Below are 26,193 nucleotides of genomic sequence, written 5' to 3'. Positions count from 1 at the left end.
CATTTTCGCGTGCTAATGCGTAAATATGAGGACTCTGGAAGATGAAGTGAGGCGAGGGGTGCTGTCGGTCTGGCATCATCTCAGGCATGGATGATTTCGATGAGGACCTGATCCGCGCGCTCCAGCTCGATGGTCGGGCGCAGTTCTCGACGCTTGCAGACCAAGTCGGCGTGCACCGCACTGTCGTCGCCCAGCGCGTGCACGATCTGCTCGCCTCCGGCGAGATCCGCATCCTCGCGGCCGTGCACCCGAGGGCCGTCGGTCTGCCCATCCAAGCAAATCTCCAGTTGCGCATTAGCGGCCCCACCTCGCCCATCTTCGAACGCATCCAAGAGTTCACGAATGTCGTGTTCCTCTCAGAGATCACCGGCCAATCCCAGGCGGTGGTCGAAGTCTGGGCGGCTGACCGCGAAGACGTCGCACGCTCGATCCGAGCGATCCAGGCGATCGATGGCGTGGTCGAAACGCAGTTTTCGCTCTACGACCGCGTGCTGCGTCGCCTGCGCCTCGGCGAAGACCCCGAGGCCACCGACCTCGTCTTCGACGACTTCGATATCGCCCTCATCGCCCAGTTGCAGCTCGACGGCAGACTCACCTTCGGCGAGCTCGCCAGACGCACCGGCCGCTCGGCGTCGGCCTGCAGGGCGCGCGTGCTGCGGCTGCTCGACTCAGGGGTGATGCGGATCGGCGCGGTGCGCAGCCGCCGCAGCACGACGAGTTCGGTGCTCTCAGGAGTGGGGATCGTGCTCCGTGGGGACCAGGCGCAGACGGCAAGCGCCGAAGAGCTGTTGCTCGACATTCCCACGATCGAGTTCGCCGCCCGCACCCTCGGCCGCTACGGCCTGATCGCAACGATTGCGGCGCGCTCACTCGCCGATTACACCGATATTGTGCGGGCGATTCGCGCCCACCCTGGGGTGCAGCACGTCGAGACGTGGGTGCACGCCTTCGTCTGGCTCGAACGCTATGAGTGGAGCCTCGACCGTCTGGAGCGCAACCGTCTCGCGCGGCCCGCGATATCGGGGCTCGCTGCCGCCGGATCCGATTGAATCACCGCCGCTCGCAGCAGGCGCTGTTCGTGTCAGGCGCCGCGGCCCCCGGCGGCATGATCGTCGGCGAGCGGCTGCCCGGTGAGGGCGTGGATCGCCGCCATGATGCGCTCGGTCGCCTCGCGGCGGGCTCGGCCTCGCGGCAGGCCGGCGAGATCGTCGAGCCCGACCGGCGCGCCGAAGCGCAGCTCGACACGATAGGGGCGTCCTGTGTCGGGGTTCAGTAGCGCCCGGTTCGTGCCGATGAGGCCCACGGGCACCACCGTCGCACCCGTTTCGAGTGCAAGCCAGGCGGCACCGGCCCGGCCGCGGTAGAGCCTGCCGTCGCGGGACCGACTGCCCTCGGGAAACACGGCGAACACGCTGCCGGCTGCAAGCACTTCCCGCCCGGCGTCGAGCGCTTCCTGGGCGGCAGCCGAGGCCTCCCGGTGCACCGGGATCGCGCCGATCTGCCTGAAGAACCAGCCGCCGAGGCGCGAATCAAAGAGCGACGCCTTCGCGAGAAATTGCACCTTGCGAGGCGAGAACGAAGGGATGAGGATCGTGTCGAGACCCGAGAGGTGATTGCTCGCGAGCAGCACCGCCCCCTGCTCAGGCACATGCTCGCGCCCCGTCACGCGGGGGCGGAATCGCAGGCGCAGCAGCGGGCGCAGCACTGCGCGGCCGATGAAGAACACCGGGCCGGGGCGTGCGACGGATCCGCTCTCTGCAGGCACCCTCCGAGCCTACTCCCGCACAGCCGCTTCTGATTCGCGAGGATTGCCGTCGCGCATACACCCTGGCGGGCACGGATGGCAAGGGTCAGTGCGCTGCGGGAAGGTGGCGGTTAGGGTGGGGTGAGCGCACGCCGGGTGCGCCCGGCCTCAGGGGAGGTGCCGCTGTGATTGAGTTCGAGCAGGTGTCTAAGACGTATCCGGGCGGTGCCGTCGCGGTGCGCGATTTCTCCTGCGTCATTCCCTCCCGCCGCTGCGTGGTGCTCGTCGGCTCCTCGGGATCCGGTAAGACCACACTGCTGCGCATGGTCAACCGGATGGTCGACCCGAGTGAGGGACGCGTGCTCATCGATGGTGAGGACGTTCGCGAGCGCAATGCCGTCGAGCTGCGTCGCGCCATCGGCTACGTCATGCAGCACGGCGGCCTGCTGCCGCACCGCACTGTGCGCGACAACGTCGCTACGGTGCCGATGCTCACGGGCGTCTCTCGTCGGGAGGCCCGCGCCGCGGCGGGTGCACTGCTGGAGCGCGTGGGCCTCGACCCCGCGCTCGGCGACCGCTACCCCGCCCAGCTCTCGGGTGGCCAGCAGCAGCGCGTCGGCGTGGCACGCGCGCTCGCCGCCGACCCCAACATCCTGCTCATGGATGAACCGTTCGGAGCTGTCGACCCGATCGTGCGCCGTGAGCTGCAGAGCGAGTTGCTGCAATTGCAGGCCGAGTTGGGAAAGACGATCGTGTTCGTCACACACGACATCGATGAGGCGTTTCTGCTGGGTGACGAGGTGATCGTGCTCGAGCGGGAGGGGCGGATCGCGCAGCAGGGATCTCCCGCCGAGATATTGGCGGATCCGGCTGACGATTTCGTGCGCGACTTCGTGGGCGCTGACCGCGCCGAGCGTCGCCTGCGCCCGGTGGAGGTGGGCGGTCGCAGCATTGCCGTCGATGAGGCCGGTCGGCCTGTGGGGGTGCTCGACGGGTGAACTGGCTGCTCGCGAACTGGGGGTCGGTGGCGGGGCTGGTGCTCGACCACTTGCTGCTGAGCCTGCCGGCGATTCTGATCAGCGTGCTTGTGGCCGTGCCGATCGGCAGGCTCGCTTTTCGGCGACCCCGCATCGGCGGCCCGCTGCTCACGATGACGACGCTTGCCTACGCGATCCCGGCGCTGCCGCTGCTCATCATCATCCCGGCGATCGTGGGCACACCGTTGCGGTCGTGGCAGACCATGGTGATTGCGCTCTCCGTCTACGGTGTTGCGCTGCTCGTGCGCACCGTCTGCGATGCGTTCTCGGCGGTGGACCCGCAGCTGCGTGATGCGGCGCTTGCCACCGGCTACTCGCCGCGGGGCTTGTTCTGGCGGGTGGATCTGCCGCTTGCGGTGCCGGTGCTGATCTCGGGGGTGCGGGTGGTCACGGTGTCGACGATCAGCCTGGTCACGCTCGGTGCGCTTATCGGAGTGCCGGGGCTTGGCTCGTTGCTCACCGATGGCTTTCAGCGGGGGATCGCGGCAGAGGTGTGGACCGGTGTGCTCGCAACGGCGCTGCTCGCGCTGTTACTTGACGCCGTGGTGCTGGGGATCGGTCGCGCGGTTGCCCCGTGGACACGGGCGGTGCGCGCGTGACGCCCGCGGCGCTCGGCCTGTTCGGTGAGGCACTCGCCTGGCTTGCTGACCCTGCGCACTGGGCCGGGGCGGGCGGAATTCCGAACCGCGTGCTGCAGCATCTGGGGGTGACCGCGCTCGCGCTCGTGATCGCAGCTGTCGTCGCCTTGCCCGCCGGCGTGCTCATCGGGCATACGCGCAGAGGAACCGCCCTTGTCGGCGGACTCACCGGCGCGGCACGTGCGCTTCCCACGCTCGGCCTGCTCACCCTCTTTGGGCTTGCCTTCGGTATCGGGTTGACAGCGCCGTTGCTCGCACTCGTCGTGCTCGCCATCCCTTCGCTGCTCGCGGGTGCCTACGCTGGGGTGCAGGCGATCGACCCCGCCGTGCCGGCGGCCGCGCAAGCGGTGGGGTTCAGCCCGGCGCAGGTGATTCTGCGCGTCGAACTGCCGCTCTCGCTGCCCGTGATGGTCGGCGGTATCCGTGCCGCCGTGCTGCAGCTCGTGTCGACGGCCACGCTCGCCGCGTACACCGCAGATCTCGGACTCGGTCGCTACCTGTTCTCCGGCCTGAAATCCCGCGACTATGCCCAGATGCTCGCCGGAGCCCTGCTCGTCATCACACTCACCCTGGTGCTCGAAGTGCTGCTCGCCGCCTGCCAGCGCGCCGCGACGGCTCGCTTCGGGCGTCCCGGATCCCGGGTCCGCCGTCGCGCCTCGCGCTCCCGCGCGGCGACCGCGCCGACTTTGCCGACCCCCGACGCAACTCACCCAGCCTCACCCGCCCAACGAGAGGAAGTCCGATCATGAACCGACGCCCCCAGCTCCGCCGCTCTCCGTGGCGCCGTGCCGCGCTCGCCGCGGGCACCGTCGCCCTCTCGGCGACGCTGCTCACCGCCTGCGGTGGTGGCGATCCGCTCGCCGCACCAGAATCCGCCGACCCCGCGAAGGGTGACGCCATCGTCATCGGTTCGCAGGATTACTACTCCAACGAGATCATTGCCGAGGTTTACGCGCAGGCGCTCGAAGACGGCGGCTATGAGGTTGACAGGCAGTTCCGCATCGGGCAGCGCGAGGTGTACCTGCCCGAGCTCGAGGCCGGCTCCATTGATCTCTTTCCCGAGTACACCGGCAATCTGCTGCAGTACTGGGAGCCTGACACCCAGGCGCGTCTGAGCGACGACGTCTACGCTGCGCTGGAGGAGGCCGCCCCCGACGGCCTGCGCGTGCTCGACCAGGCCCCCGCGACCGACCAGGACTCGTACATGGTGACCCGCGAGTTCGCAGACCAGTGGAAGCTGAAGACCGTCGCAGACCTCGCCGGAGTCGACGCACCCCTCACGCTCGGAGCCAACTCCGAGGCAGAAACCCGCCCCTACGGCCCGAAGGGCCTCGCCGACGTCTATGGGGTCGCTGACGTGGGATTCACCCCCATTGAGGACGGCGGTGGCCCGCTCACCGTGAAGGCGTTGCGCGACGGGTCGATTCAGCTCGCCATCATTTACACGGCGGATCCCACCGTTGCTGAGAACAACCTCGTCGCACTCGAAGACACGAAGGGTCTGTTCCTCGCTTCGCATGTGGTGCCGCTCGCGAGTGAGCGCGTCGATGCGGGCGCCGAGGAGATCATCAACAAGGTCAGCGCCGCGCTCACCACGGAAGATCTGGTCGCGATGAACGGGCGTAGCGTGAAAGATGAGCTGCCGGCCGACCGCATCGCGGCCGACTGGCTCGCTGAGAAGAAGCTGGTCTGAGAGGAGGCGGGCCGCCGAGGTCTGAGAACATACGAGCTATGAGCACCCTCAATGCGGATCTCGCGATCATCGGCTCGGGTTCGGGCAACTCGCTGGTCACGCCCTTCTGGGACGACAAGCGAGTGGTGATCGCCGAACACGGCGTCTTTGGCGGCACCTGCCTCAACGTGGGCTGCATCCCCACCAAGATGTATGTGCGGCCGGCCGCCCTCGCCCGCACCCCCGAAGAGGCCGCCAGACTCGGTGTGGCGCTGCGCTTCGAGGGCGCCGACTGGACCGCGATCCGCGACCGAATCTTCACCCGTATCGATGCGATCTCAGCCGCGGGGGAGCACTATCGTGCCCACGAACTCGACAATGTCGAGCTGATCCCCAAGCGGGTGCGACTCGACGGCCCGCGTGCCTTCATGGTCGAGGGCAGCACGGATGCCGGCGAGGGGGCGGGGATCAGCCGTGTTGAAGCTCGGCATCTCGTGATCGCCGCGGGCTCGCGGCCGGTGCTGCCCGACATTCCCGGCATCGAACTGCCCGACGTGCACACCTCCGATACGGTGATGCGTCTTGACGCGTTGCCGGCCCGCGTGATCGTGATCGGCGGCGGCTACATCGCCTGCGAGTTCGCCGCGATATTCTCCGGTCTCGGCTCCGAGGTGGTGCAGCTGGTGCGCGGGGATCGCCTGCTGCCTCGCCTCGACGCCGAGATCGCGGAGAGCTTCACAACAGAGGCAGCGAAACGCTGGGGCCTGCGGCTCGGCTGCTCGGCGGATTCGATCGCCGAGAATGAGGCCGGCGGGCTGCGGGTGACGCTTGCCGGTTCCGGGGCCGAGACGCTGCAGGCCGACATCGTGCTCGCGGCAACGGGCCGCCGCCCCAACTCCGATCTCGTGGGGGCGGCCGAAGCCGGCATCGATTTGCACGAGGACGGGCGGATCGCGGTCGATGAGTACCAGCGAGTGCTGTCGGGCGGATCACCGCTGCCCGGCGTCTATGCGCTCGGCGATGTGTGTTCGCCGTTCCAGCTCAAGCATGTCGCGAACCATGAGGCGCGGGTGGTGGCGCACAACCTTGAACACCCGCACGAGCTGCGACGATCCAGGCACGACGCCGTGCCTGCGGCAGTGTTCAGCGACCCCGAGCTCGCGCAGCTCGGCCTCACCGAGCAAGAGGCGGCCGAGGCCATCGGTGCCGAGCATGTCACCGCGAAGGTGCAGCGCTACGGTGACACCGCCTACGGTTGGGCGATGGAAGACCGCACCGGGGTGTTCAAAGTGATCGCCGATCGCCGTGACGGGCGCCTGCTCGGGGCGCACGCGATGGGATATCAGGCATCAAACCTGATTCAGGTCGTGGTGATGGCGATGAGCTTCGGTATCGACGCCCACACCGCGGCGCGAGGCCAGTATTGGATACACCCGGCACTCATGGAGGTTGTGGAGAACGCGCTGCTTGGCCTGCAAACGCCGCCTGGCGACGCGCTCTGATGGGTGCGGGGGCGGCGTTGCAGGCTCGGTGATGCGCGCCGCTCAGCTTCGCTGGGCTGGGCCCTGGTCAGCGGCTCGGCCATGCTCACCTCAGCGGCCCAGTCCTGCTTACCTCACCCCAGCTCAGCCTGCGAGCAGCGCTGGGAAGACGAAGTCGGTGTTGAGCGGCGCCATATCGCTGCGCTCAGCCGCCGGGTCCACCCACTCCAGATGTTCGATCTCGGCGAGCGGCTTTGCGTCGGCCGCAGCCGCCACGAAGGGATGCTCGAACACAGAGGCCACGACGGTGTGCCCGGGCTCGTTCGCCGCCGCGGCTCGGAATACGCCCAGGGCGCGCAGTCGTTCGCGGTCGAGCGCGATCCCGAGCTCTTCACCGAACTCTCGCACCGCAGTGTCACGCGGGTCCTCGCCCGCCTCGTGCTTGCCACCGGGAAGCATCAGCGCAGCGGTGCCGCGCTTGCGTACATTGAGCACCCGCCCCGCCTCGTCGCGCATCACGACGGCGCTCACACGGATGAGGAGAGGTTCTGCTGCAGCGGTCACCCGACGAGCCTAACGCCGCAAGCGTATTCGTGCAGTCGGGAGCCGGCTTCGTGCAGGCGGTGCGTCAGCCTCGCGGCTCGGCCGAGGGATCGGGAGAGAGGGCCGCGTACGCCTCAGCGCTCAGACGGTCGGCGATGACGGGGAACTCACTGCGCACTTCAGCGACCCGCGCCGCATCGACATCCACTACGAGCACCTCCTCGCCGTCACCGCACTCGGCCACGATCCGCCCCGAAGGATCGACCACGCGGCTGAAACCCCCCAGCGTCACAGCCGCCTCACCCTCGCCCTGCGTGCCGCAGGCGTTGCACGCCAGCACCCACAGCTGATGCTCCACCGCGCGGGCCTGCGTCAGCAGGCGCCAGTGCTCACGACGCGCGGCGGGCCAGGCAGCAGGCACCACGACGGCCTCAGCGCCGCGAGCGCTCAGCTCCTGCCACAGGCCCGGGAAGCGCAGGTCGTAGCAGGTGGTGCTCGCGGTTTCGCCCAGCGGGCCCGGCACCACGCTCAGCGAGGCGCCCGGGCGCAGCAGCTGCGATTCAAGCGAGCGGTAGCCGAAGACGTGGATCTTGCGGTAGACCTGCGCGATCCGCCCCCCGGCGTCGACGAGCACCGCCGTATTGCTGAGCGTGCCGTCGACACGCCGCTCGACGATGCTGCCGAGGTGCACCGCCGAGCCGAGATCGCGGGCCACGCGCCGCGCCATCGCAACTGTCGGCCCGTCGAGGGTTTCGGCGCGCGCCTCGTAGCTGTCGAACGCGAAGTAGCCGGCGCTCCACAGCTCGGGCAGCACGAACATGTCGATGCCTTCGTGCTGGCGCAGCAGTTGCTCGACGCGTTCGATGCGCTCAGCGGGAGTCTCTGAGTCGGGGCTCGCTACCTGCACGAGGGCGATGCGGCGGATCCCGGCAGGGCTTGCCGGGCTGGCGGGCGTCTTCGTCGCGGTCATGCCCTCAGCCTAACGACAGCGTCTGACACTGCGGCGACCCCCGCTGCGGCCGCCGCGGTGCAAGAATGGCAGCATGAGCATCGACACGGCCGAGCTGCCCGAGCCCGAAGGGCCTGAGGATCGTCCCGCTCCGGCGGGCAACCCCGGTTGGCTGAGCGACGACGAACTGCGCTTCGTGCGAGGCCGACTGCCGGTGGTGTACGTCGAGGCGGTGCCGGTGCGAATCGACGGGCTTGGCAAGATCACCGAGGTGGGCCTGCTGCTGCGTAGCACCCCGGAGGGTGTACTCAACAGATCGCTCGTGTCGGGCAGAGTACGCTTCGGTGAGACGCTGCGCGAGGCGCTGTTCCGTCACCTCGAGAACGACCTCGGCCCGATGGCGTTCCCGCAGATGCCCACCACCCTGGTGCCTGTGCAGGTGGCCGAATACTTCCCCATGCCGGGCATCTCGCCGTATGTCGACGAGCGCCAGCACGCAGTGTCGCTGGTCTACGTGGTGCCGGTAACCGGCACCTGCAACCCGCGCCAGGACGCCCTTGAAGTGACGTGGATGTCGCCCGATGAGGCTGTGTCGCCGCAGACGCTCGACGAGCTTCCCGACGGCCGCGGGCGGCTGCTGCGTGATGCGCTCGCCGCCGGAGGCTGCTGATCGCTTTCGCGGCTGTAGCGGGTCGGTTTCGCGGTTGCGGATCAGCCTCGCGGCTGCCACACGATGACGTGGGCGCGTGAGAAGCCGCGAGCGCACCGGCCGCATGAGGTGACGCGGGTTGGCCTTCGGAAGCGGTAGTGCTCGTGCCCTGCGGGACAGGCGCCGATCCACGGGGCTCGCTCGTGGGCGATCTCCCCGTCGTGTGTGCGCCCGCCGACGTAGCCGATCTCGGCCGCGATCTGCTTCCAGGCGGGTCCGTGCCCGGCGGCCGACCCGGCCATCGCGTGCGCGATCTCGTGCAGCAGCACCTGGTGGATCTCATCGTCGTCGAACTTTTCGGCGAGGTAGCGCGACACGGTGATGCGGCGTTCGGTGTAGTTGCAGAGTCCGGCGCGGCGCTTCGCCCTGTCGAAGTCGAAGGTCCAACTCGATGCTCCGAAGCGTGGTTCGAGATGCATGCGGATCAGTGCGTCTGCCCACACGCGTACGCGCGCCAGCTCAGCCACGGTCGTCGCCAGGCTCAGCCACGCCCGAACACCTCGGGTGGCGGCGCAGGGCTGGGGGCTGCGTCGGCGTCGCTCACCGCTCGCGCGCCGCGCAGCCAATCGGCGAGTTCGCGCCCCACGAGCATGCGCGCGGGGTGCGGGCCGCTCGCGAGCAGCCGGGGCAACCAGTCGAGATCGTCGTGGAAGCCGCCGCCAGCACTGTCAACGTCGTGGGCACCACCGCCAGCACCACCTCCTGTGCCGTCGGCCTCTCCGCCGGTGGCCAGCAGCACGACGTTGCCGAAGCGTCGGCCTTTGAGTACCTGCGGCTCTGCGATTGCGGCGACGGTGTCGAAAAGCGAGGCGAGCGTGGCTGCTTGACCACGGGTGAAGGCCTGCCCGGCACCGTCGGTCACGTTGACCACGACCACGCCTCCCGGAGCGAGCAGCGGTCTGATGAGCTCGTAGAATTCGACGCTCGACACGTGCGCTGGCGTGCGATCTCCCGCGAAGATGTCGACGACCACGAGGTCCATGGCACCGCGCATCCCGTCTGGCAGTTTGCCGAGCACCTCGCGGGCGTCACCGCGGCGCACCCTGATGCTCGCACGGCGCGGGAGCGGCGCGGCCTCGCGCACGAGGTCGACGAGCGCCCCTTCGAGTTCGACGATCTGCTGGCGGCTGCCTGGTCGTGTCGCCTCGACGTAGCGCGGCAGTGTGAACGCGCCACCGCCGAGATGCAGCGCCGAGATGGGCGCGCCGACCGGCCGGAACAGGTCGATGACGTGACCGATGCGCCGCACGTACTCGAAGAACAGCTCAGAGGGGTTGCGCAGATCGAGGTGCGACTGAGGCGTGCCGTCGATGAGCAGTTGGATCGCGCCGGGAACCCAGCGATCCTCCTCGAACTCGGCCGTGAGGCCCGAGCTCAGCACGACGGCTTCCGGCAGAATCACGGGGCCGTTCCTGTGGGGTGTTCGCCGTCGCCGACCCGCCTCGCCCCATCGCCCGCGGCAGTTCCCAACCCCAGCTCAGCGATCTTGCGCAGCATGTCGGCGTTCGACGGCTCGACCTGGTGGCTGCGGTCGGGGTAGACGATCACCGGGATGTTGGTGCGACCGCTGATATCGCGGGCCACCTCGACTGAAGCGGGATCTTGCACGAGATCGACATAGCGGTAGGGGGCTCCGGCCCTGTCGAAGATGAGCTTGGCGCGGCGGCAGTCACCGCACCAGTCGGCTCCGAAGATGATGGTTTCGCTCATGCGTCCAGCCTAGGCGGCGCCGCCGACATTGATGCCGGGGGGCGCTCCCAGAGGCGTCTGGCGAGCACGGCCGCGCAGATCCCGAGCAGAGCGCCGGCGACGGTGTCACTGAGCCAGTGCACGTGCAGGGCGGTGCGACTCCACATCATGGTGACGGTCCAGGCCGCCGCAATGACCCAGGCCCACCGCGTCGCGGTGCGCGAGAGGCGGCGAGACTCAGTGGCGATCAGCGCGAGCGACACTGCGAGCGCGGCGGCTCCCATCGAGTGGCCGGAGGGGTAGGAGCTGCCAGCCGCGTGGTAGAGCTGCTCCCACGGCCTCGGTCGCAGCACGAGAGCCTTGATCGTCTCTGACGCGGCGATGCCGATGAGCATTGCCGTCGCCACCGACGCGGCATCGCGGGGGCGGCGTAGCGCGAGCAGCAGCGCGGTGGCGATGGCGGTGCAGGCGGCGGCCCCGATCCCGCTGCCGGCCTCCGCCATGAAGACGGCGATTGCCCGGGCCACCGAACCGTCACTGACCCCGGCCACGCCGTGCCACCACTCGTCAATGGCGAAGGGGCCTGCGTGCGCGAAGCGCAAGTAGGCGCCGAACCCCGCAATCAGCACGAGGCCCACGACGGCCCAGGGGGTTGCGCGGCGCGCGATGGAGCGTGACTGCGGGGGAGCGGACATGGCTCTACGCTAGCCGGGCAGTCTGCGAAGGCGGCGCGCGGCCGTTCTCCGCGCACCGATCAAGGTTGGTGCACCTCCTGCGGCGGTGAAAAGGTGCGCTACGGTGCATCGGTGCTGTTGCATGAGGAAGGCTGGGCGAGTGCGGCGGATCCCGGCGGCGGCGGATCCGGAGGCGTCAATTGGGCGGAACGGGCTGGCGGGGAATATGCTGGGGGTGGCCTGCGATCCGCGAGAACAGTGTTGTGTGCAGTGGACAGTCGATAACAATGGTGTTACAGTCGATAGTTGCACTACGGACACCAGTATGCCTTCATATAGCGGGAGGCGACGGGAGCTGGCGCGAAAGCGCAGATGAGCCTCGCCCTCGTGATCCGATGCATCTCTCGCAAGACCAGGTCAACCGGCCCGACGGGGCCCACGGAGGTAGTTTCCTTGGCTGCTGCGCGCAACGCATCGTCAACCACCCAACCGAAGAACGGTCGCAACCACTCGCGACTCTCCTTCGCCAAGATTTCCGACACGCTGTCGGTGCCCAATCTGCTGGCACTGCAGCTCGAGAGCTTTGACTGGCTCGTCGGCAACGACGCGTGGAAAGAGCGCGTCGTCGAGGCACAAGCCGAGGGGCGCGACGACATCGCGCTGAAGAGCGGCCTGGAGGAGATCTTCGACGAGATCTCCCCGATCGAAGACAACGCCGGCACCATGCAGCTGTCCTTCGAGAACCCGATCCTCGACGAGCAGAAGTTCACCATCGAGGAGTGCAAGGAGCGCGGCAAGACCTACGCCGCCCCGCTCTACGTCGAGGCGGCCTTCTACAACACCGAGACTCAGGTGCTGAAGAGCCAGACGGTCTACATGGGCGATTTCCCCATCATGACCGACAAGGGCACCTTCATCATCAACGGCACCGAGCGCGTCATCGTCTCGCAGCTCGTGCGTAGCCCCGGCGTGTACTTCGAGCGCGTGCAGGAGAAGACCAGCGATAAGGACGTCTTCACCGCTCGCGTCATCCCGAGCCGCGGTGCCTGGCTCGAGTTCGAGGTCGACAAGCGCGACCAGGTCGGTGTGCGTATCGACCGTAAGCGCAAGCAGTCGGTCACCGTGTTCCTCAAGGCGCTGGGCATGACCAGCGAGGAGATCCTCGAGGAGTTTGCCGGCTACGAGTCGATCGCGCTCACCCTTGAGAAAGACGGCATCCTCACCCAGGAAGAAGCCCTCAAGGACATCTACCGCAAGCAGCGTCCGGGCGAGCAGGTGGCGATCGAGGCGGCTAAGGCCCTCCTCGACAACAGCTACTTCAACCCGAAGCGCTACGACCTCGCAAAGGTCGGCCGCTACAAGATCAACCGCAAGCTCGGCGTCGACGCTCCCATCACCGACTCGGTGCTGTCGCTCGAAGACATCGTCGCGACGATCAAGTACCTCGTCGGCCTGCACGCCGGCACCGAGACGCTTCCCGGCGTGCGTGACGGCCAGCCCATCGAGTTGCGCCTCGACACCGACGACATCGATCACTTCGGCAACCGTCGCATCCGTGCGGTGGGCGAGCTGATCCAGAACCAGGTGCGCACCGGCCTCAGCCGCATGGAACGCGTCGTGCGCGAGCGCATGACCACCCAGGACATCGAGGCGATCACCCCGAACACCCTGATCAACACGCGCCCTGTGCTCGCGGCGATCAAGGAGTTCTTCGGCACCTCGCAGCTGTCGCAGTTCATGGATCAGAACAACCCGCTCGCGGGCCTGACCAACAAGCGTCGCCTCTCGGCTCTCGGCCCCGGCGGCCTGTCGCGCGACCGTGCCGGCGTCGAGGTGCGAGACGTGCACCCCTCGCACTACGGCCGCATGTGCCCGATCGAGACCCCTGAAGGCCCGAACATCGGCCTGATCGGTGCGCTCGCAACCTTCGCGCGTATCAACGCCTTCGGCTTCATCGAGACCCCGTACCGTCGCATCCTCGACGGTAAGGTCACCGATCAGGTTGATTACCTCACCGCTCACGAAGAGGACGAGTACCTCATCGCGCAGGCGGGCGCTCCCCTCACCAAGGACGGCAAGTTCGCCGAGAAGCAGGTGCTCGCGCGCCCCCGCGGTTCCGAGGTGGTGCTCGTCGACTCCGAGCGCGTGCAGTACATGGACGTCTCGCCGCGCCAGATGGTGTCGGTGGCGACCTCGCTCATCCCGTTCCTCGAGCACGACGATGCGAACCGCGCGCTCATGGGTGCCAACATGCAGCGTCAGGCCGTGCCGCTCGTGCGCAGCGAGTCGCCGGTTGTCGGCACCGGTATGGAGGGCTACGCCGCGATCGACGCCGGTGACGTTGTCACCGCGCAGAAGTCGGGCGTTGTCGAAGATGTCTCGGCCGACGTCGTCACCATCCAGGAGGATGAGGGCGGCCGCAAGAGCTACTTCATGCGCAAGTTCGACCGCTCCAACCAGGGCACGAACTACAACCACCGCGTTATCGTGAAGGCGGGCGAGCGCATCGAGGCCGGCGAGGTCATCGCCGACGGCCCCGCAACGGAGAACGGCGAGCTCGCGCTCGGCCGCAACCTGCTCGTCGCGTTCATGTCGTGGGAGGGCCACAACTTCGAGGACGCGATCATCCTCAGCCAGAACCTGGTGAAGGACGACACCCTCTCCTCGATCCACATCGAGGAGTACGACATCGATGCCCGCGACACCAAGCTCGGCAAGGAAGAGATCACTCGTGATCTCCCCAACGCCAGCATGGAGGCGCTGAAGGATCTCGACGAGCGCGGCATCATCCGCATCGGCGCAGAGGTCAAGCAGGGCGACATCCTCGTCGGTAAGGTCACCCCGAAGGGTGAGACCGAGCTCTCCGCAGAAGAGCGCCTGCTGCGCGCCATCTTCAACGAGAAGAGCCGCGAAGTGCGCGACACCTCGCTCAAGGTGCCGCACGGCGTCTCGGGCACGGTCACCGCTGTCAAGGTGTTCGACGCCGAGAACGACAACGATGACGAGTTGGGCTCGGGCGTCAACCAGCGCGTGGTCGTCTACATCGCGCAGAAGCGCAAGATCACCGAGGGTGACAAGCTTGCCGGCCGCCACGGCAACAAGGGCGTCATCTCGAAGATCCTGCCCGTCGAGGACATGCCGTTCCTCGCAGACGGCACGCCCGTCGACGTGATCCTCAACCCGCTCGGTATCCCCGGTCGCATGAACTTCGGCCAGGTGCTCGAGATCCACCTCGGGTGGATCGCGAAGCAGGGCTGGAAGGTCGAGGGCAACCCCGAGTGGGCCAAGAAGCTCACGCAGGAGGCGCTCGAGGCTGCTCCGAACACGAAGGTCGCGACCCCCGTGTTCGACGGCGCGACGGAGGAGGAGATCGCAGGTCTGCTCGATTCGACGCTCGTCACGCGCGATGGCGACCGCCTCATCGACTCCAGCGGCAAGACCCGTCTCTTCGACGGTCGCTCGGGCGAGCCGTACCCGTACCCGATCTCGGTCGGCTACATGTACATCCTCAAGTTGCACCACCTCGTCGACGACAAGATCCACGCGCGTTCGACGGGCCCCTACTCGATGATCACCCAGCAGCCGCTCGGCGGTAAGGCCCAGTTCGGCGGCCAGCGCTTCGGTGAGATGGAAGTGTGGGCGCTCGAGGCCTACGGCGCCGCATACGCGCTGCAGGAGCTGCTGACGGTGAAGTCCGACGACATCCTCGGCCGCGTCAAGGTGTACGAGGCGATCGTTCGCGGCGAGAACATCCCGGAGCCCGGCGTCCCCGAGTCGTTCCGCGTGCTCATGAAGGAGATGCAGTCGCTCTGCCTGAACGTCGAGGTGCTCGGGGCTGACGGCCAGGCCGTCAACCTGCGCGACAACGACGATGAGGCTCACCGCACCGCGGAAGAGCTCGGCATCAACCTGTCCAGCCGCTTCGAGACTTCGTCGGTCGACGAGATCTAAGAGCCGTATCCACCCTGTCGTTCTGCGCGAGCGAGTCTCAGGATCCTCAGTTCCTGCGACTCCCCGCAGATGACCGGGTCATAGACATACAGATTCCATACCAAGGAGAACATTTTGCTCGAGGGTACGAGTTTTAATGAGCTGCAGATCCGTCTGGCGACCGCCGATGATATCCGCAGCTGGTCGTTCGGCGAGGTCAAGAAGCCGGAGACCATCAACTACCGCACGCTGAAGCCCGAGAAGGACGGTCTGTTCGGCGAGCAGATCTTCGGCCCCAGCCGTGACTGGGAGTGCGCGTGCGGCAAGTACAAGCGCGTGCGTTACAAGGGCATCGTCTGTGAGCGCTGCGGCGTCGAGGTGACGAAGTCGAGCGTGCGACGCGAGCGCATGGGCCACATCGAGCTCGCCGCGCCCGTCACGCACATCTGGTACTTCAAGGGTGTTCCGTCGCGTCTGGGCTACCTGCTCGACATGGCGCCGAAGGATCTCGAGAAGGTCATCTACTTCGCGGCCTACATGATCATCGACATCGATGAGGAAGGTCGTCACGAGGATCTCGCCGAGCTGGAGGCCGAGCTGCGTCTCGAGCTGAAGGCACTTGAGGATCAGCGCGACATCGCGATCGCGCAGCGCCAGCAGCAGGCTGAGTCGGATCTTTCCGCGCTTGAGGCCGAGGGTGCGAAGGCGGATCAGCGCCGTCGTGCTGAGGCGTCTGCCGAGAAGGAGATGGCTGCGATCCGCAAGGGCTTCGACGACGACATCGCTCGTCTGCAGCGCGTGTGGGAAGACTTCCGCAACCTCAAGGTGGGCGACCTGAAGCCCGAGGACGCGGTGTTTGCCGATCTCATGGACCGCTACGGCGATTACTTCGAGGCCTACATGGGCGCCGAGGCGATCAAGAAGCGTCTTGAGGGCTTCGACCTCGAGGCTGAGGCTGAGACGCTGCACCTGCAGATCGCCGAGGGCAAGGGTCAGAAGAAGATCCGCGCCATCAAGCGCCTGAAGGTGGTCAGCGCCTTCCTGCAGACGGGTGCGAGCCCGGCCGCGATGGTGCTCGACGTGGTGCCGGTGATCCCGCCGGAGCTGCGCCCGATGGTGCAGCTCGACGGTGGTCGCTTCGCGACCTCCGATCTCAACGACCTCTACCGTCGTGTGATCAACCGCAACAACCGTCTGCGCCGCCTGCTCGATCTCGGTGCTCCCGAGATCATCGTGAACAACGAGAAGCGCATGCTGCAGGAGGCCGTCGACGCGCTGTTCGACAACGGCCGCCGTGGCCGCCCCGTTACTGGCACCGGCAACCGTGCCCTGAAGTCGCTCAGCGACATGCTCAAGGGCAAGCAGGGCCGCTTCCGTCAGAACCTGCTCGGCAAGCGCGTCGACTACTCGGGCCGTTCGGTCATCGTCGTCGGCCCGCAGCTCAAGCTGCACCAGTGCGGTCTGCCGAAGCAGATGGCGCTCGAGCTGTTCAAGCCGTTCGTCATCAAGCGCCTCATGGATCTGTCGCACGCGCAGAACGTGAAGGCTGCGAAGCGCATGGTGGAGCGCGCGCGCTCCGAGGTGTGGGATGTGCTCGAGGAGATCATCCGCGAGCGCCCGGTGCTGCTGAACCGCGCCCCCACCCTGCACCGCCTCGGTATCCAGGCCTTCGAGCCGCAGCTCGTTGAGGGTAAGGCCATCCAGCTGCACCCGCTCGTCTGCGCTGCCTTTAACGCCGACTTCGACGGTGACCAGATGGCAGTGCACCTGCCGCTGTCGGTCGAGGCTCAGGCCGAGGCGCGCGTGCTGATGCTCGCATCGAACAACATCCTGAAGCCGTCTGACGGTCGCCCGGTGACCCTGCCCTCGCAGGACATGATCATCGGTCTGCACCACCTGACGACTGTTAAGAAGGACGCCATCGGCACCGGCCGCGCCTTCGGCTCGATCGCTGAGGCGATCCTGGCGATGGACGAGGGCACCCTCGATCTCGGTGCTCTGGCGAAGATTCGTCTCATCGGTTACACCGATGCGAACGGCGTCACCTCCGAGAAGCCCGTGCTCGTCGAGACCTCTCTTGGCCGCGCGATCTTCAACGAGGCGCTGCCTGTCGACTACCCCTACTTCGAGCGCGTTGCCGACAAGGGCAGCCTGTCGGGCCTGGTCAACGACCTGGCCGAGCGCTACCCGAAGGTGGAGGTCGCCGCGACCCTCGACCGCATCAAGGATGCCGGTTTCTACTGGGCTTCGCGTTCGGGCATCACCGTCGCCCTCTCGGACATCGTGACCCCGCCCAACAAGGGCGAGATCATCGCGGCGCACGAGAAGCTCGCAGCCAAGGTGCAGCGCGACTACGATCGCGGCATGATCAGCGATGTCGATCGTCGTAAGGCGCTCACCGACATCTGGACCGAGGCGACTGAAGAGGTCGCAACGGCGATGCGCGAGAACTTCCCCGAGGACAACACCATCTACCGCATGGTGTCGTCGGGTGCTCGTGGTAACTGGCTGCAGATCCGGAACATCGCCGGTATTCGAGGCCTGGTGTCGAACCCGAAGGGCGAGATCATCGCTCGTCCGATCATCAACTCGTACCGCGAGGGCCTGTCGGTGGCGGAGTACTTCATCGCGACCCACGGTGCCCGTAAGGGTCTTGCCGATACCGCTCTGCGTACCGCCGACTCGGGTTACCTGACCCGTCGTCTGGTCGACGTGTCGCAGGACGTCATCATCCGCGAAGAAGACTGCGGCACCCGTCGTGGTCTGGATCTGCCGATCGCTGCGGCTGATGCCAACGGCGTGCTCGTGCGTGACGAAACCGTTGAGAACTCGGTTTACGCTCGTACGCTCGCAACTGACGCCGTTACGGCTGATGGCACCGTTGTTGCGGCTGCCGGCGAGGATGTTGGCGATGTGCTTATCGACCGACTCATCGAGGCAGGCGTGACCGAGATCAAGGTGCGCTCCGTGCTCACCTGCACCTCGGCTGTCGGTGTGTGCGCCACCTGCTACGGCCGTTCGCTTGCGACCGGTCAGCGCGTCGATATCGGTGAGGCCGTCGGCATCATCGCGGCCCAGTCGATCGGTGAGCCCGGTACGCAGCTGACGATGCGTACCTTCCACACGGGTGGTTCGGCTTCGGCGGCTGACATCACGCAGGGTCTGCCCCGCGTGCAGGAGCTCTTCGAAGCTCGTACCCCGAAGGGTGCGTCGCCGATCGCTGAGGCCGCTGGTCGCATCACGATCGAGGACACGCCCAAGGGCCGTACGATTCTGCTCACGCCGGACGACGGCACCGAGGAGAAGGTGTACCCCGTGCTGAAGCGCGCCACGCTGCTCGTCGAGGACGGCGATCGTGTCGAGCTCGGCCAGCCGTTCCTGGCGGGCACGCTCGATCCGAAGGACATCCTGCAGGTCGGTTCGACCGAGGAGGGCAAGCACATCCCCGGTGAGCGTGCGGTGCAGAAGTACCTCGTCGAGGGCGTGCAGGGCGTCTACCGTTCGCAGGGTGTGCCGATCCACGACAAGCACATCGAGGTGATCGTGCGCCAGATGCTGCGCAAGGTGACCGTGGTCGATCACGGCGAGACCGAGCTGCTGCCCGGCGAGCTTGTGGATCGTTCGCGTTACCAGCGGATCAACCGCGAGGCACTGCTCGAGGGCAAGCGTGCCGCGACCGCGCGTCCCGAGGTCATGGGTATCACCAAGGCCTCGCTCGCGACCGAGTCGTGGCTGTCGGCGGCCTCCTTCCAGGAGACCACCCGCGTGCTCACGCAGGCGGCGATGGAGGGATCGCGCGATCCGCTCATCGGCCTCAAGGAGAATGTCATCATCGGTAAGCTCATCCCGGCCGGTACCGGCCTGAGCACCTACCGTGACGTGGATGTCGAGGCGACCGAGGAGGCGAAGGCGGAGCGCTACCCGAACCGCCTGTTCGCGACCGAGGGCACGTTCGACGAGAATGATCTCTCGTTCGTGGACTTCGACAGCTTCACCGCTGACGAGTTCAACCCCGGCAACTACAGCTAGGGTTCGGGCTGAGGATCCCGCGTGCTGTGCGCGGGATCCTCGGGTCTGAAGGGCGTTCGCACTGCGGTGCGGACGCCCTTTTTCGTGTGTTCTGCGCGCGTGATGCCTGCTTTGTCAGTGGTGGCTTGTATTGTGGCGGCCAGAGTATGTGCTCGGCAACGAGCGCCCACGACGAGAGGTGCAGCGATGAGCGACGAGCGCGAGACCCCGGCATCGAGAGCCGCAGAGGCTCCTGAGACGTCGGCGAATGCCGGAGCGCCCGTAGAAGAGGCCGCGGCGAGTCAGACCGAGGTGTTGGCGGCGGTGGAGCGCTCGAAGGGCGCTTCCTCTGAGACCGAGACCGTTGACGCGAAGAACGAACTCGTGGTTGTCGAGGAGACCGTGGTGGTCGAGTCGAGCGAGGCCGTGGCCGCAGACGATGCGGCGCTGGCCGAGCAGGCCCGGCGCCAGGCTGCCTCCGAGGTTGACACGCAGCTCGATCTGGAGATGCCCTCTGCGTCGCGCACTTCCAACGAGGCACCTGAGCTGGCGTCGCTGCCCACTCTTGACGAGCTGCCCTCGGCCGCGGGTGAGGCGCAGTTGCCGCCGGAGCGCGATGGTGAGATCCGAATCAGCTCGGACCATCCGATGGCCGCGCTCTACATGCAGACTCCGATGCCTCCTGAGATTCGCGGAAATCGCGGCGCCGGTGTGCTGATCGCGCTGTTGGCCACGGTGGGCTTCGTGCTGCTGTACACCGGGGTGATCGCGCTGTGGCTCGCGCCGACGCTTGCCCCGTCTCAGTTTGTCGACGGCCTCACTGAGCAGCTGATGTCGTGGAGCACCGCTGCTGCCGCGACTGCGTTCTTCGTGGGGTTGTCGGTGCTGGTACTCATCGTGGGCCGGGCCGGTTGGTGGGCGTATGTGCTCGGCAGTTTCCTCGTGGGCGTGGTGGTGTGGATCGCGGCAACGGCGGGTCTGCTCGTCGATGAGGCCGGGTTCCGTGCGCTGCTCAACATTGCGCCCGCGGTGATCGCGGAGCGTTTCGGTCTGACGGTGCCCGCGATTCTGGCCGGTCTCGCGGCGCGAGAGGCTGCGATCTGGTTCGGTGCGTGGATCGGCGGTCGTGGCCGTCGCATGAAGCAGCGCAACGCGGTCGCGCTTGCCGAGTACGAGGCCGCGCTTGCAGAGGTGCAGGAGAAGCACGGGCAGCCGGAGCAACCGATTGCGGTGTCGAAGCCTGAGAAGTCACGGAAGCGGGCGAAGCAGTCGTGACTGACGGCTCCCGTCGTGGGGTGACGCGCGGCTACGTTGCTGGCCTGGTTCTGGCCGCAGCGATCGTGGCCGCAGCGTTGCTCATTGCGGCTTGGGGGTTGCTTGCGCTGATGCTTCAGCGGGATCCGGTGTCGAGCGACGGTGTGCCGCTGTGGGCCGCTCCGCTGCTGCTGATGCTCGGCCTGCTGCTGCTTGCTGCGGCGCTGTGGCAGCAGGCACTGGTGTTGCTGCGCGGCCGGCGCGGCCCGGCATGGGGCGTGATCGTGGCTGCGGCAGGCGGCGTCTATCTGCTGTGGTGCCTCGGTGGCGTGATCGCCGGGCTTTCGGTTGATGAGACCTGGGTGAGTCCCTTCGCCGGGGTGCTCCCGCTGATCTGGGCTGTGGCATCGCTGCTGTTCTGGGCGGTGCTGGCACGGCGGGTGTATACGAAGCGTCCGGCTCCGCGGTGGCCGTGGGAGCGCGCAGGAGAGGACGAGTGATCGTGGCTGGCGCGATCGACGAGCGGGTGAATGCGGCGGTCGATGCCTGGCTGCGGTGGGTGCCGAGTTGGAAGCCTGGCACGCATCGTGGGCGATCGCGGCTGTGCGGCAGATGCACCGGGTCGCCGCTGCTGTCGGCGGCGGGGCTCGCGAGCGACGTGCCGCATCAGGTGACCCATGCACTGGTGTCGCGGATGCAGCGCATCATCGATAAGCGTGTCGACGAGTTCACTGCGGCGCAGCTGCCGGCACTGCACGATGAGCTCGCAGGTGAGGAGCTGTGGCGCAGCGGCGGCTACGATCCCGCGGCGAACCTCGCACCGGAGTATGAGGGACTGGATCCTGATCCCGAGCCCGATGACGGTGAGCAGCCGTTCCTATTCACCCTGGCAGGCCTAGCCGAGGAGAGTCGACCGGAGCCGCCGCTGCCGAGGCCGCCATTGAGCGCCGAGGAGAAGCAGCGCCTGCGTCGGGAGATCGAGCTCGCCGATGCCATCGCGGAGGAGACGGGACGGGAAGTCTGCTTCGCCTTGATGACGCATCGGCAGCGGATCGGGGCCGCGATCCAGCGATTCGTCGAGCCCCAGATTCAGACCATGCTCGAAGAGCTTTCGCAGCATCTGGAAGCTCCGCAGTAGTGCGGGGTCTTGCGCTCTGGTATAGCAGCGCGTAGAGTTGCATGCTGGTGCCCTCCACCGGTGGTTTCGTTGTGCATGCAGCGGTGCGAGCGGGGGAGTGCTACCAGTAGGGTTCATCGCTCAGCAGAGTCGACACCCCCACGGCATAGCTGCACTCGGTTTTCGGAGGCGCGTTCGCGCATCTTTGGCAACAGCAGCTCAGCGGCCGCGCAAGCAGCCGCACATGCTTGACCGTATAAGCATTCCTGTCACCGTGCAGGACGAATGAGGAGAATCAGTGCCTACTATTCAGCAGCTGGTTCGCAAGGGCCGTACGCCGAAGGTCTCCAAGACCAAGGCGCCCGCCCTGAAGGCGAACCCGCAGCAGGCCGGGGTCTGCACCCGTGTCTACACCACCACGCCCAAGAAGCCGAACTCGGCGATGCGCAAGGTCGCTCGTGTGAAGCTCCGCAACGGCACCGAGGTCACCGCCTACATTCCGGGCGAGGGCCACAACCTGCAGGAGCACTCGCTGGTGCTCGTGCGCGGTGGTCGTGTCAAGGACCTCCCCGGTGTCCGCTACAAGATCGTGCGCGGCGCGCTCGACACGCAGGCGGTCAAGGACCGTCAGCAGGCTCGTAGCCGCTACGGTGCAAAGAAGGTGAAGTAATGCCCCGTAAAGGTCCCGCTCCCAAGCGCCCCGTCGTCGCAGATCCCGTCTACGGTTCGCCCGTGGTCAGCCAGCTCGTCAACAAGATCCTCCTTGATGGTAAGAAGGGTCTCGCTGAGCGCATCGTTTACGGTGCTCTCGAGAACGTTGCCGAGAAGTCCGGTCAGGACGCCGTCACCGTGCTCAAGAAGGCGCTCGACAACGTGCGCCCCACCCTCGAGGTTCGTTCGCGTCGCGTCGGCGGCAGCACCTACCAGGTGCCCGTCGAGGTGAAGCCGCACCGCGCGAACACGCTCGCGCTCCGCTGGCTCACCAGCTACGCGAAGGCTCGTCGTGAGAACACCATGACGGATCGCCTCACCAACGAAATCCTCGATGCTTCCAACGGCCTCGGTGCCGCTGTGAAGCGCCGTGAGGACACTCACAAGATGGCCGAGTCGAACCGCGCGTTCGCTCACTACCGCTGGTAGTCATCCGCGCATTGAGCTTGTCGAGGTGGCGGATCCCGTCACCTCGACAAGCTCGATGATTGATCGGCACCACCGGTCCGCACACATTTTTCACCCCCTATTCGGAGGAGACCCCTGTGGCACAAGACGTGCTCACCGACCTGAGCAAGGTCCGCAATATCGGCATCATGGCCCACATCGATGCCGGCAAGACCACCACGACCGAGCGCATCCTGTTCTACACGGGTGTCAACCACAAGCTGGGCGAGACCCACGACGGCGGCGCGACGACTGACTGGATGGAGCAGGAGAAGGAGCGCGGCATCACGATCACCAGTGCCGCGGTGACCTGCTTCTGGAACAAGAACCAGATCAACATCATCGACACCCCGGGTCACGTCGACTTCACCGTTGAGGTGGAGCGTTCGCTCCGCGTGCTCGACGGTGCCGTTGCCGTCTTCGACGGCAAGGAGGGCGTTGAGCCCCAGTCCGAGACCGTCTGGCGTCAGGCCGACAAGTACGGCGTGCCCCGCATCTGCTTCGTCAACAAGATGGACAAGATGGGTGCCGACTTCTACTTCACGGTCGACACCATCGTCAACCGCCTCGGTGCGAAGCCGCTCGTGATGCAGCTTCCTATCGGCTCGGAGTCCGACTTCACCGGTGTCGTCGACCTGCTCTCGATGCAGGCCTTCGTGTGGGAGGGCGACGCCAAGGGCGACGTCACCATGGGTGCGAACTACGAGACCCGCGAGATCCCCGCTGAGCTCCAGGCCAAGGCCGAGGAGTACCGCGCGCAGCTCGTCGAGACCGTCGCCGAGACCGACGACGAACTGCTCGAGAAGTTCTTCGGCGGCGAGGAGATCAGCGTCGACGAGCTTAAGAAGGGTATTCGCAAGCTCGTCGTCAACAACGAGATCTACCCCGTCTACTGCGGCTCGGCCTTCAAGAACCGCGGCATCCAGCCGATGCTCGACGCGGTTGTCGACTTCCTGCCGAACCCGCTCGACGTCGGTGCCATCGAGGCGCACGATCCCCGCGATGAGACCGTCGTCATCGAGCGCAAGCCCGCTGCCGACCAGCCGTTCTCGGCGCTCGCCTTCAAGATCGCCGTGCACCCCTTCTTCGGTCGCCTCACCTACGTGCGCGTCTACTCGGGTCGTGCAGACTCCGGTGCCCAGGTCGTCAACTCGACCAAGGGCAAGAAGGAGCGCATCGGCAAGATCTTCCAGATGCACGCCAACAAGGAGAACCCTGTTGACGAGCTCACCGCAGGCAACATCTACGCGGTGATCGGACTCAAGGACACCACCACCGGTGACACCCTCTGTGATCCGGCCAACCCGGTCGTGCTCGAGTCGATGACCTTCCCCGAGCCCGTGATCGAGGTGGCTATCGAGCCCAAGACCAAGGGTGACCAGGAGAAGCTCGGCGTCGCGATCCAGAAGCTCGCCGAAGAGGATCCCACGTTCCGTGTGAGCCTCAACGCCGAGACCGGTCAGACCGTTATCGCCGGTATGGGCGAGCTGCACCTCGACATCCTCGTGGATCGTATGAAGCGCGAGTTCAAGGTCGAGGCCAACGTCGGCAAGCCCCAGGTGGCCTACCGCGAGACGATCCGTCGCGCTGTCGACAAGTACGACTACACCCACAAGAAGCAGACCGGTGGTTCCGGTCAGTTCGCTAAGGTGCAGATCGCGCTTGCGCCGCTCGAGGTCGAAGAGGGCAGCGACAAGACCTACGAGTTCGAGGACAAGGTGACCGGTGGCCGCGTGCCGCGCGAGTACATCCCCTCGGTCGACGCCGGTATCCGCGATGCCATGCAGTACGGCATCCTCGCTGGCTTCCCCGTGGTCAACGTCAAGGCGACTCTGCTTGACGGCCAGTACCACGACGTCGACTCCTCGGAGATGGCGTTCAAGATCGCCGGTTCGATGGCCTTCAAGGAGGCCGCGCGCCTGGCGCAGCCCGTGATCCTTGAGCCGCTGATGGCTGTCGAGGTGCGTACTCCCGAGGAGTACATGGGCGACGTCATCGGCGACCTCAACTCGCGTCGTGGCCAGATCCAGGCCATGGAAGATGCGAGTGGCGTGAAGGTGGTGCGCGCACTCGTGCCGCTTTCCGAGATGTTCGGGTACATCGGTGATCTGCGGTCGAAGACCAGCGGTCGCGCGGTGTTCTCGATGACCTTCGACTCCTACTCTGAGGTGCCGAAGGCTGTGGCCGATGAGATCGTTCAGAAGGCTAAGGGCGAGTAATTCCGTCCAGGGGTTCGGCGGCGGGGAAAATGCCCCGCCGCCGGCTCCAAGGCTCAAGTCGCGATCATCGGCCTGAGCTTGTAACATAGGTACACACACCCCGCACCGGTAGCTCTCCGAAACCGTCGGAGAGAAGCAGGTGCAACGACGTCCTGAGGAGGACCATAGTGGCGAAGGCCAAGTTCGAGCGGACCAAGCCGCACGTAAACATCGGTACGATCGGTCACGTCGACCACGGTAAGACCACCCTTACCGCGGCGATCTCGAAGACCCTCGCTGACAAGTTCCCGTCGGACACCAACGTCCAGCGCGACTTCGACACGATCGACTCGGCTCCCGAGGAGCGCCAGCGCGGCATTACCATCAACATCTCGCACGTTGAGTACGAGACCCCGAAGCGTCACTACGCTCACGTTGATGCACCCGGCCACGCCGACTACATCAAGAACATGATCACCGGTGCCGCTCAGATGGACGGCGCGATCCTCGTGGTCGCCGCGACCGATGGCCTCATGGCTCAGTCGAAGGAGCACATCCTTCTCGCTAAGCAGGTCGGCGTTCCTTACCTGCTCGTCGCCCTCAACAAGTGCGATCAGGTCGACGACGAGGAAATCCTCGAGCTCGTCGAGATGGAGGTCCGCGAGGAGCTCACCAAGAACGGCTTCGATGGCGACAACGCTCCCGTCGTGCGCGTCTCGGGCTACCAGGCTTTGCAGGGCGAAGAGAAGTGGGTCAACTCCATTCTCGAGCTCATGGAGGCTGTCGACGAGTCGATCCCCGATCCCGTGCGTGACAAGGACAAGCCGTTCCTCATGCCCGTCGAGGACGTCTTCACCATCACCGGTCGCGGCACCGTCGTCACCGGTCGCGCCGAGCGCGGCACGCTGAAGATCAACTCTGAGGTCGAGATCGTGGGTCTGCGTCCGACGCAGAAGACCACCGTCACCGGCATCGAGATGTTCCACAAGCAGCTCGACGAGGCTTGGGCCGGCGAGAACTGTGGCCTCCTCCTCCGCGGCACCAAGCGCGAGGACGTGGAGCGCGGCCAGGTTGTCGTTCAGCCCGGTTCGATCACCCCGCACACCAAGTTCGAGGGCACTGCCTACATCCTCAAGAAGGAAGAGGGCGGCCGTCACAACCCGTTCGAGACGAACTACCGTCCGCAGTTCTACTTCCGTACGACTGACGTGACCGGTGTCATCACCCTGCCCGAGGACAAGCCGATGGTTATGCCCGGCGACACCACCGACATGTCGGTCGAGCTGATCCAGCCGATCGCTATGGAAGAGGGCCTCGGCTTCGCGATCCGTGAGGGTGGCCGCACCGTCGGCGCCGGCACGGTGACCAAGGTTGTCGAGTAAGTCTCGCTAG

Annotated in this window: 23 protein-coding genes; 16 read left to right on the top strand and 7 right to left on the bottom strand. The window is 66.4% G+C overall.

Annotation, left to right across the window (positions count from 1 at the left end; all coding sequences use genetic code 11):
- Nucleotides 1-86: 86 nt before the first annotated feature.
- Entirely contained in the window at nt 87-1,049 is a 963-nt protein-coding gene (locus WFI54_RS04505; RefSeq protein WP_336651559.1) for an Lrp/AsnC family transcriptional regulator, read from the top strand.
- Nucleotides 1,050-1,081: 32 nt separating this feature from the next.
- Here the strand turns inward: WFI54_RS04505 and WFI54_RS04500 are convergent, their stop codons facing one another.
- Nucleotides 1,082-1,765 (bottom strand): lysophospholipid acyltransferase family protein, encoded by a 684-nt coding sequence (locus WFI54_RS04500; protein ID WP_336651558.1) that lies wholly within the window; start codon nt 1,763-1,765, stop codon nt 1,082-1,084.
- Between the two features lie 164 nt (nt 1,766-1,929).
- Here WFI54_RS04500 and WFI54_RS04495 point away from each other — a divergent pair, with 164 nt between their 5' ends.
- From WFI54_RS04495 to WFI54_RS04475, 5 genes are read left to right on the top strand one after another with little or no spacing between them, the layout of a single operon-like run.
- The gene (locus WFI54_RS04495; protein ID WP_336651557.1) at nt 1,930-2,742 is read left to right on the top strand and encodes an ABC transporter ATP-binding protein; all 813 of its coding nucleotides are present in this window, start codon (nt 1,930-1,932) and stop codon (nt 2,740-2,742) included.
- The gene (locus WFI54_RS04490) at nt 2,739-3,380 is read left to right on the top strand and encodes an ABC transporter permease (RefSeq protein WP_336651556.1); all 642 of its coding nucleotides are present in this window, start codon (nt 2,739-2,741) and stop codon (nt 3,378-3,380) included. Before WFI54_RS04495 ends, WFI54_RS04490 begins: the two co-directional genes overlap by 4 nt.
- On the top strand, nt 3,356-4,168 hold the full coding sequence (locus tag WFI54_RS04485) for an ABC transporter permease (protein ID WP_336651555.1): 813 nt from the start codon (nt 3,356-3,358) through the stop codon (nt 4,166-4,168). The genes WFI54_RS04490 and WFI54_RS04485 overlap by 25 nt, the downstream gene beginning before the upstream one ends.
- Nucleotides 4,165-5,112: an ABC transporter substrate-binding protein gene (locus WFI54_RS04480; RefSeq protein ID WP_336651554.1), complete on the top strand. Its 948-nt coding sequence runs from the start codon at nt 4,165-4,167 to the stop codon at nt 5,110-5,112. The genes WFI54_RS04485 and WFI54_RS04480 overlap by 4 nt, the downstream gene beginning before the upstream one ends.
- A gap of 38 nt (nt 5,113-5,150) precedes the next feature.
- Nucleotides 5,151-6,593 (top strand): mycothione reductase, encoded by a 1,443-nt coding sequence (locus WFI54_RS04475; RefSeq protein ID WP_336651553.1) that lies wholly within the window; start codon nt 5,151-5,153, stop codon nt 6,591-6,593.
- Between the two features lie 123 nt (nt 6,594-6,716).
- Here the strand turns inward: WFI54_RS04475 and WFI54_RS04470 are convergent, their stop codons facing one another.
- Nucleotides 6,717-7,136 (bottom strand): NUDIX hydrolase, encoded by a 420-nt coding sequence (locus WFI54_RS04470; protein WP_336651552.1) that lies wholly within the window; start codon nt 7,134-7,136, stop codon nt 6,717-6,719.
- Nucleotides 7,137-7,200: 64 nt separating this feature from the next.
- Entirely contained in the window at nt 7,201-8,085 is an 885-nt protein-coding gene (locus tag WFI54_RS04465) for a nitrilase-related carbon-nitrogen hydrolase (protein WP_336651551.1), read from the bottom strand.
- Between the two features lie 73 nt (nt 8,086-8,158).
- Here WFI54_RS04465 and WFI54_RS04460 point away from each other — a divergent pair, with 73 nt between their 5' ends.
- Nucleotides 8,159-8,734, top strand: a complete 576-nt coding sequence (locus WFI54_RS04460) for a DUF4916 domain-containing protein (protein ID WP_336651550.1) — start codon at nt 8,159-8,161, stop codon at nt 8,732-8,734.
- A 41-nt stretch (nt 8,735-8,775) separates the two neighbouring features.
- On the opposite strand, the gene WFI54_RS04455 is transcribed toward WFI54_RS04460, so the two are convergent.
- The 4 genes from WFI54_RS04455 to WFI54_RS04440 are packed head-to-tail and all read right to left on the bottom strand — an operon-like array spanning nt 8,776 to nt 11,157.
- The gene (locus WFI54_RS04455; RefSeq protein ID WP_336651549.1) at nt 8,776-9,240 is read right to left on the bottom strand and encodes a SprT-like domain-containing protein; all 465 of its coding nucleotides are present in this window, start codon (nt 9,238-9,240) and stop codon (nt 8,776-8,778) included.
- Between the two features lie 14 nt (nt 9,241-9,254).
- Complete coding sequence (locus WFI54_RS04450) at nt 9,255-10,175, bottom strand: spermidine synthase (RefSeq protein ID WP_336651548.1); 921 nt, start codon at nt 10,173-10,175, stop codon at nt 9,255-9,257.
- Nucleotides 10,172-10,483 carry a glutaredoxin domain-containing protein gene (locus WFI54_RS04445; protein WP_336651547.1) on the bottom strand — a complete coding sequence of 104 codons (312 nt, stop codon included), beginning with the start codon at nt 10,481-10,483 and terminating at the stop codon, nt 10,172-10,174. Before WFI54_RS04445 ends, WFI54_RS04450 begins: the two co-directional genes overlap by 4 nt.
- Nucleotides 10,480-11,157 (bottom strand): phosphatase PAP2 family protein, encoded by a 678-nt coding sequence (locus WFI54_RS04440; protein WP_336651546.1) that lies wholly within the window; start codon nt 11,155-11,157, stop codon nt 10,480-10,482. The genes WFI54_RS04445 and WFI54_RS04440 overlap by 4 nt, the downstream gene beginning before the upstream one ends.
- A 432-nt stretch (nt 11,158-11,589) precedes the next feature.
- On the opposite strand from WFI54_RS04440, the gene rpoB reads away from it, so the two are divergent.
- From rpoB to tuf, 9 genes are all read left to right on the top strand, one after another.
- The gene (rpoB, locus tag WFI54_RS04435) at nt 11,590-15,087 is read left to right on the top strand and encodes a DNA-directed RNA polymerase subunit beta (protein WP_336651545.1); all 3,498 of its coding nucleotides are present in this window, start codon (nt 11,590-11,592) and stop codon (nt 15,085-15,087) included.
- 114 nt (nt 15,088-15,201) lie between these two features.
- A complete protein-coding gene (locus WFI54_RS04430) occupies nt 15,202-19,095 on the top strand; it encodes a DNA-directed RNA polymerase subunit beta' (protein ID WP_336651544.1) in 3,894 nt (1,297 codons plus the stop codon).
- A 186-nt stretch (nt 19,096-19,281) separates the two neighbouring features.
- Entirely contained in the window at nt 19,282-20,349 is a 1,068-nt protein-coding gene (locus WFI54_RS04425; protein WP_336651543.1) for a hypothetical protein, read from the top strand.
- Complete coding sequence (locus WFI54_RS04420) at nt 20,346-20,828, top strand: hypothetical protein (RefSeq protein WP_336651542.1); 483 nt, start codon at nt 20,346-20,348, stop codon at nt 20,826-20,828. Before WFI54_RS04425 ends, WFI54_RS04420 begins: the two co-directional genes overlap by 4 nt.
- Nucleotides 20,825-21,466 (top strand): spermidine/putrescine ABC transporter substrate-binding protein, encoded by a 642-nt coding sequence (locus WFI54_RS04415; protein WP_442918332.1) that lies wholly within the window; start codon nt 20,825-20,827, stop codon nt 21,464-21,466. The genes WFI54_RS04420 and WFI54_RS04415 overlap by 4 nt, the downstream gene beginning before the upstream one ends.
- Nucleotides 21,467-21,743: 277 nt before the next feature.
- Nucleotides 21,744-22,115, top strand: a complete 372-nt coding sequence (gene rpsL / locus WFI54_RS04410; protein ID WP_017885335.1) for a 30S ribosomal protein S12 — start codon at nt 21,744-21,746, stop codon at nt 22,113-22,115.
- Nucleotides 22,115-22,585 carry a 30S ribosomal protein S7 gene (gene rpsG / locus WFI54_RS04405; protein ID WP_024356767.1) on the top strand — a complete coding sequence of 157 codons (471 nt, stop codon included), beginning with the start codon at nt 22,115-22,117 and terminating at the stop codon, nt 22,583-22,585. Before rpsL ends, rpsG begins: the two co-directional genes overlap by 1 nt.
- A 116-nt stretch (nt 22,586-22,701) precedes the next feature.
- Entirely contained in the window at nt 22,702-24,822 is a 2,121-nt protein-coding gene (gene fusA / locus WFI54_RS04400) for an elongation factor G (RefSeq protein WP_336651540.1), read from the top strand.
- Nucleotides 24,823-24,989: 167 nt separating this feature from the next.
- Nucleotides 24,990-26,183, top strand: coding sequence for an elongation factor Tu (gene tuf / locus WFI54_RS04395; protein ID WP_336651539.1), 1,194 nt, complete (start codon nt 24,990-24,992; stop codon nt 26,181-26,183).
- The last annotated feature ends 10 nt before the right edge of the window (nt 26,184-26,193 follow it).

The sequence above is a fragment of the Leucobacter sp. MMO-125 genome, assembly GCF_037148395.1.
In the GTDB taxonomy this organism is placed as follows: Bacteria; Actinomycetota; Actinomycetes; order Actinomycetales; family Microbacteriaceae; genus Leucobacter.
The sequence above is the reverse complement of the archived record's forward strand: the minus strand, read 5'-3'. Positions and strand labels throughout refer to the sequence as shown.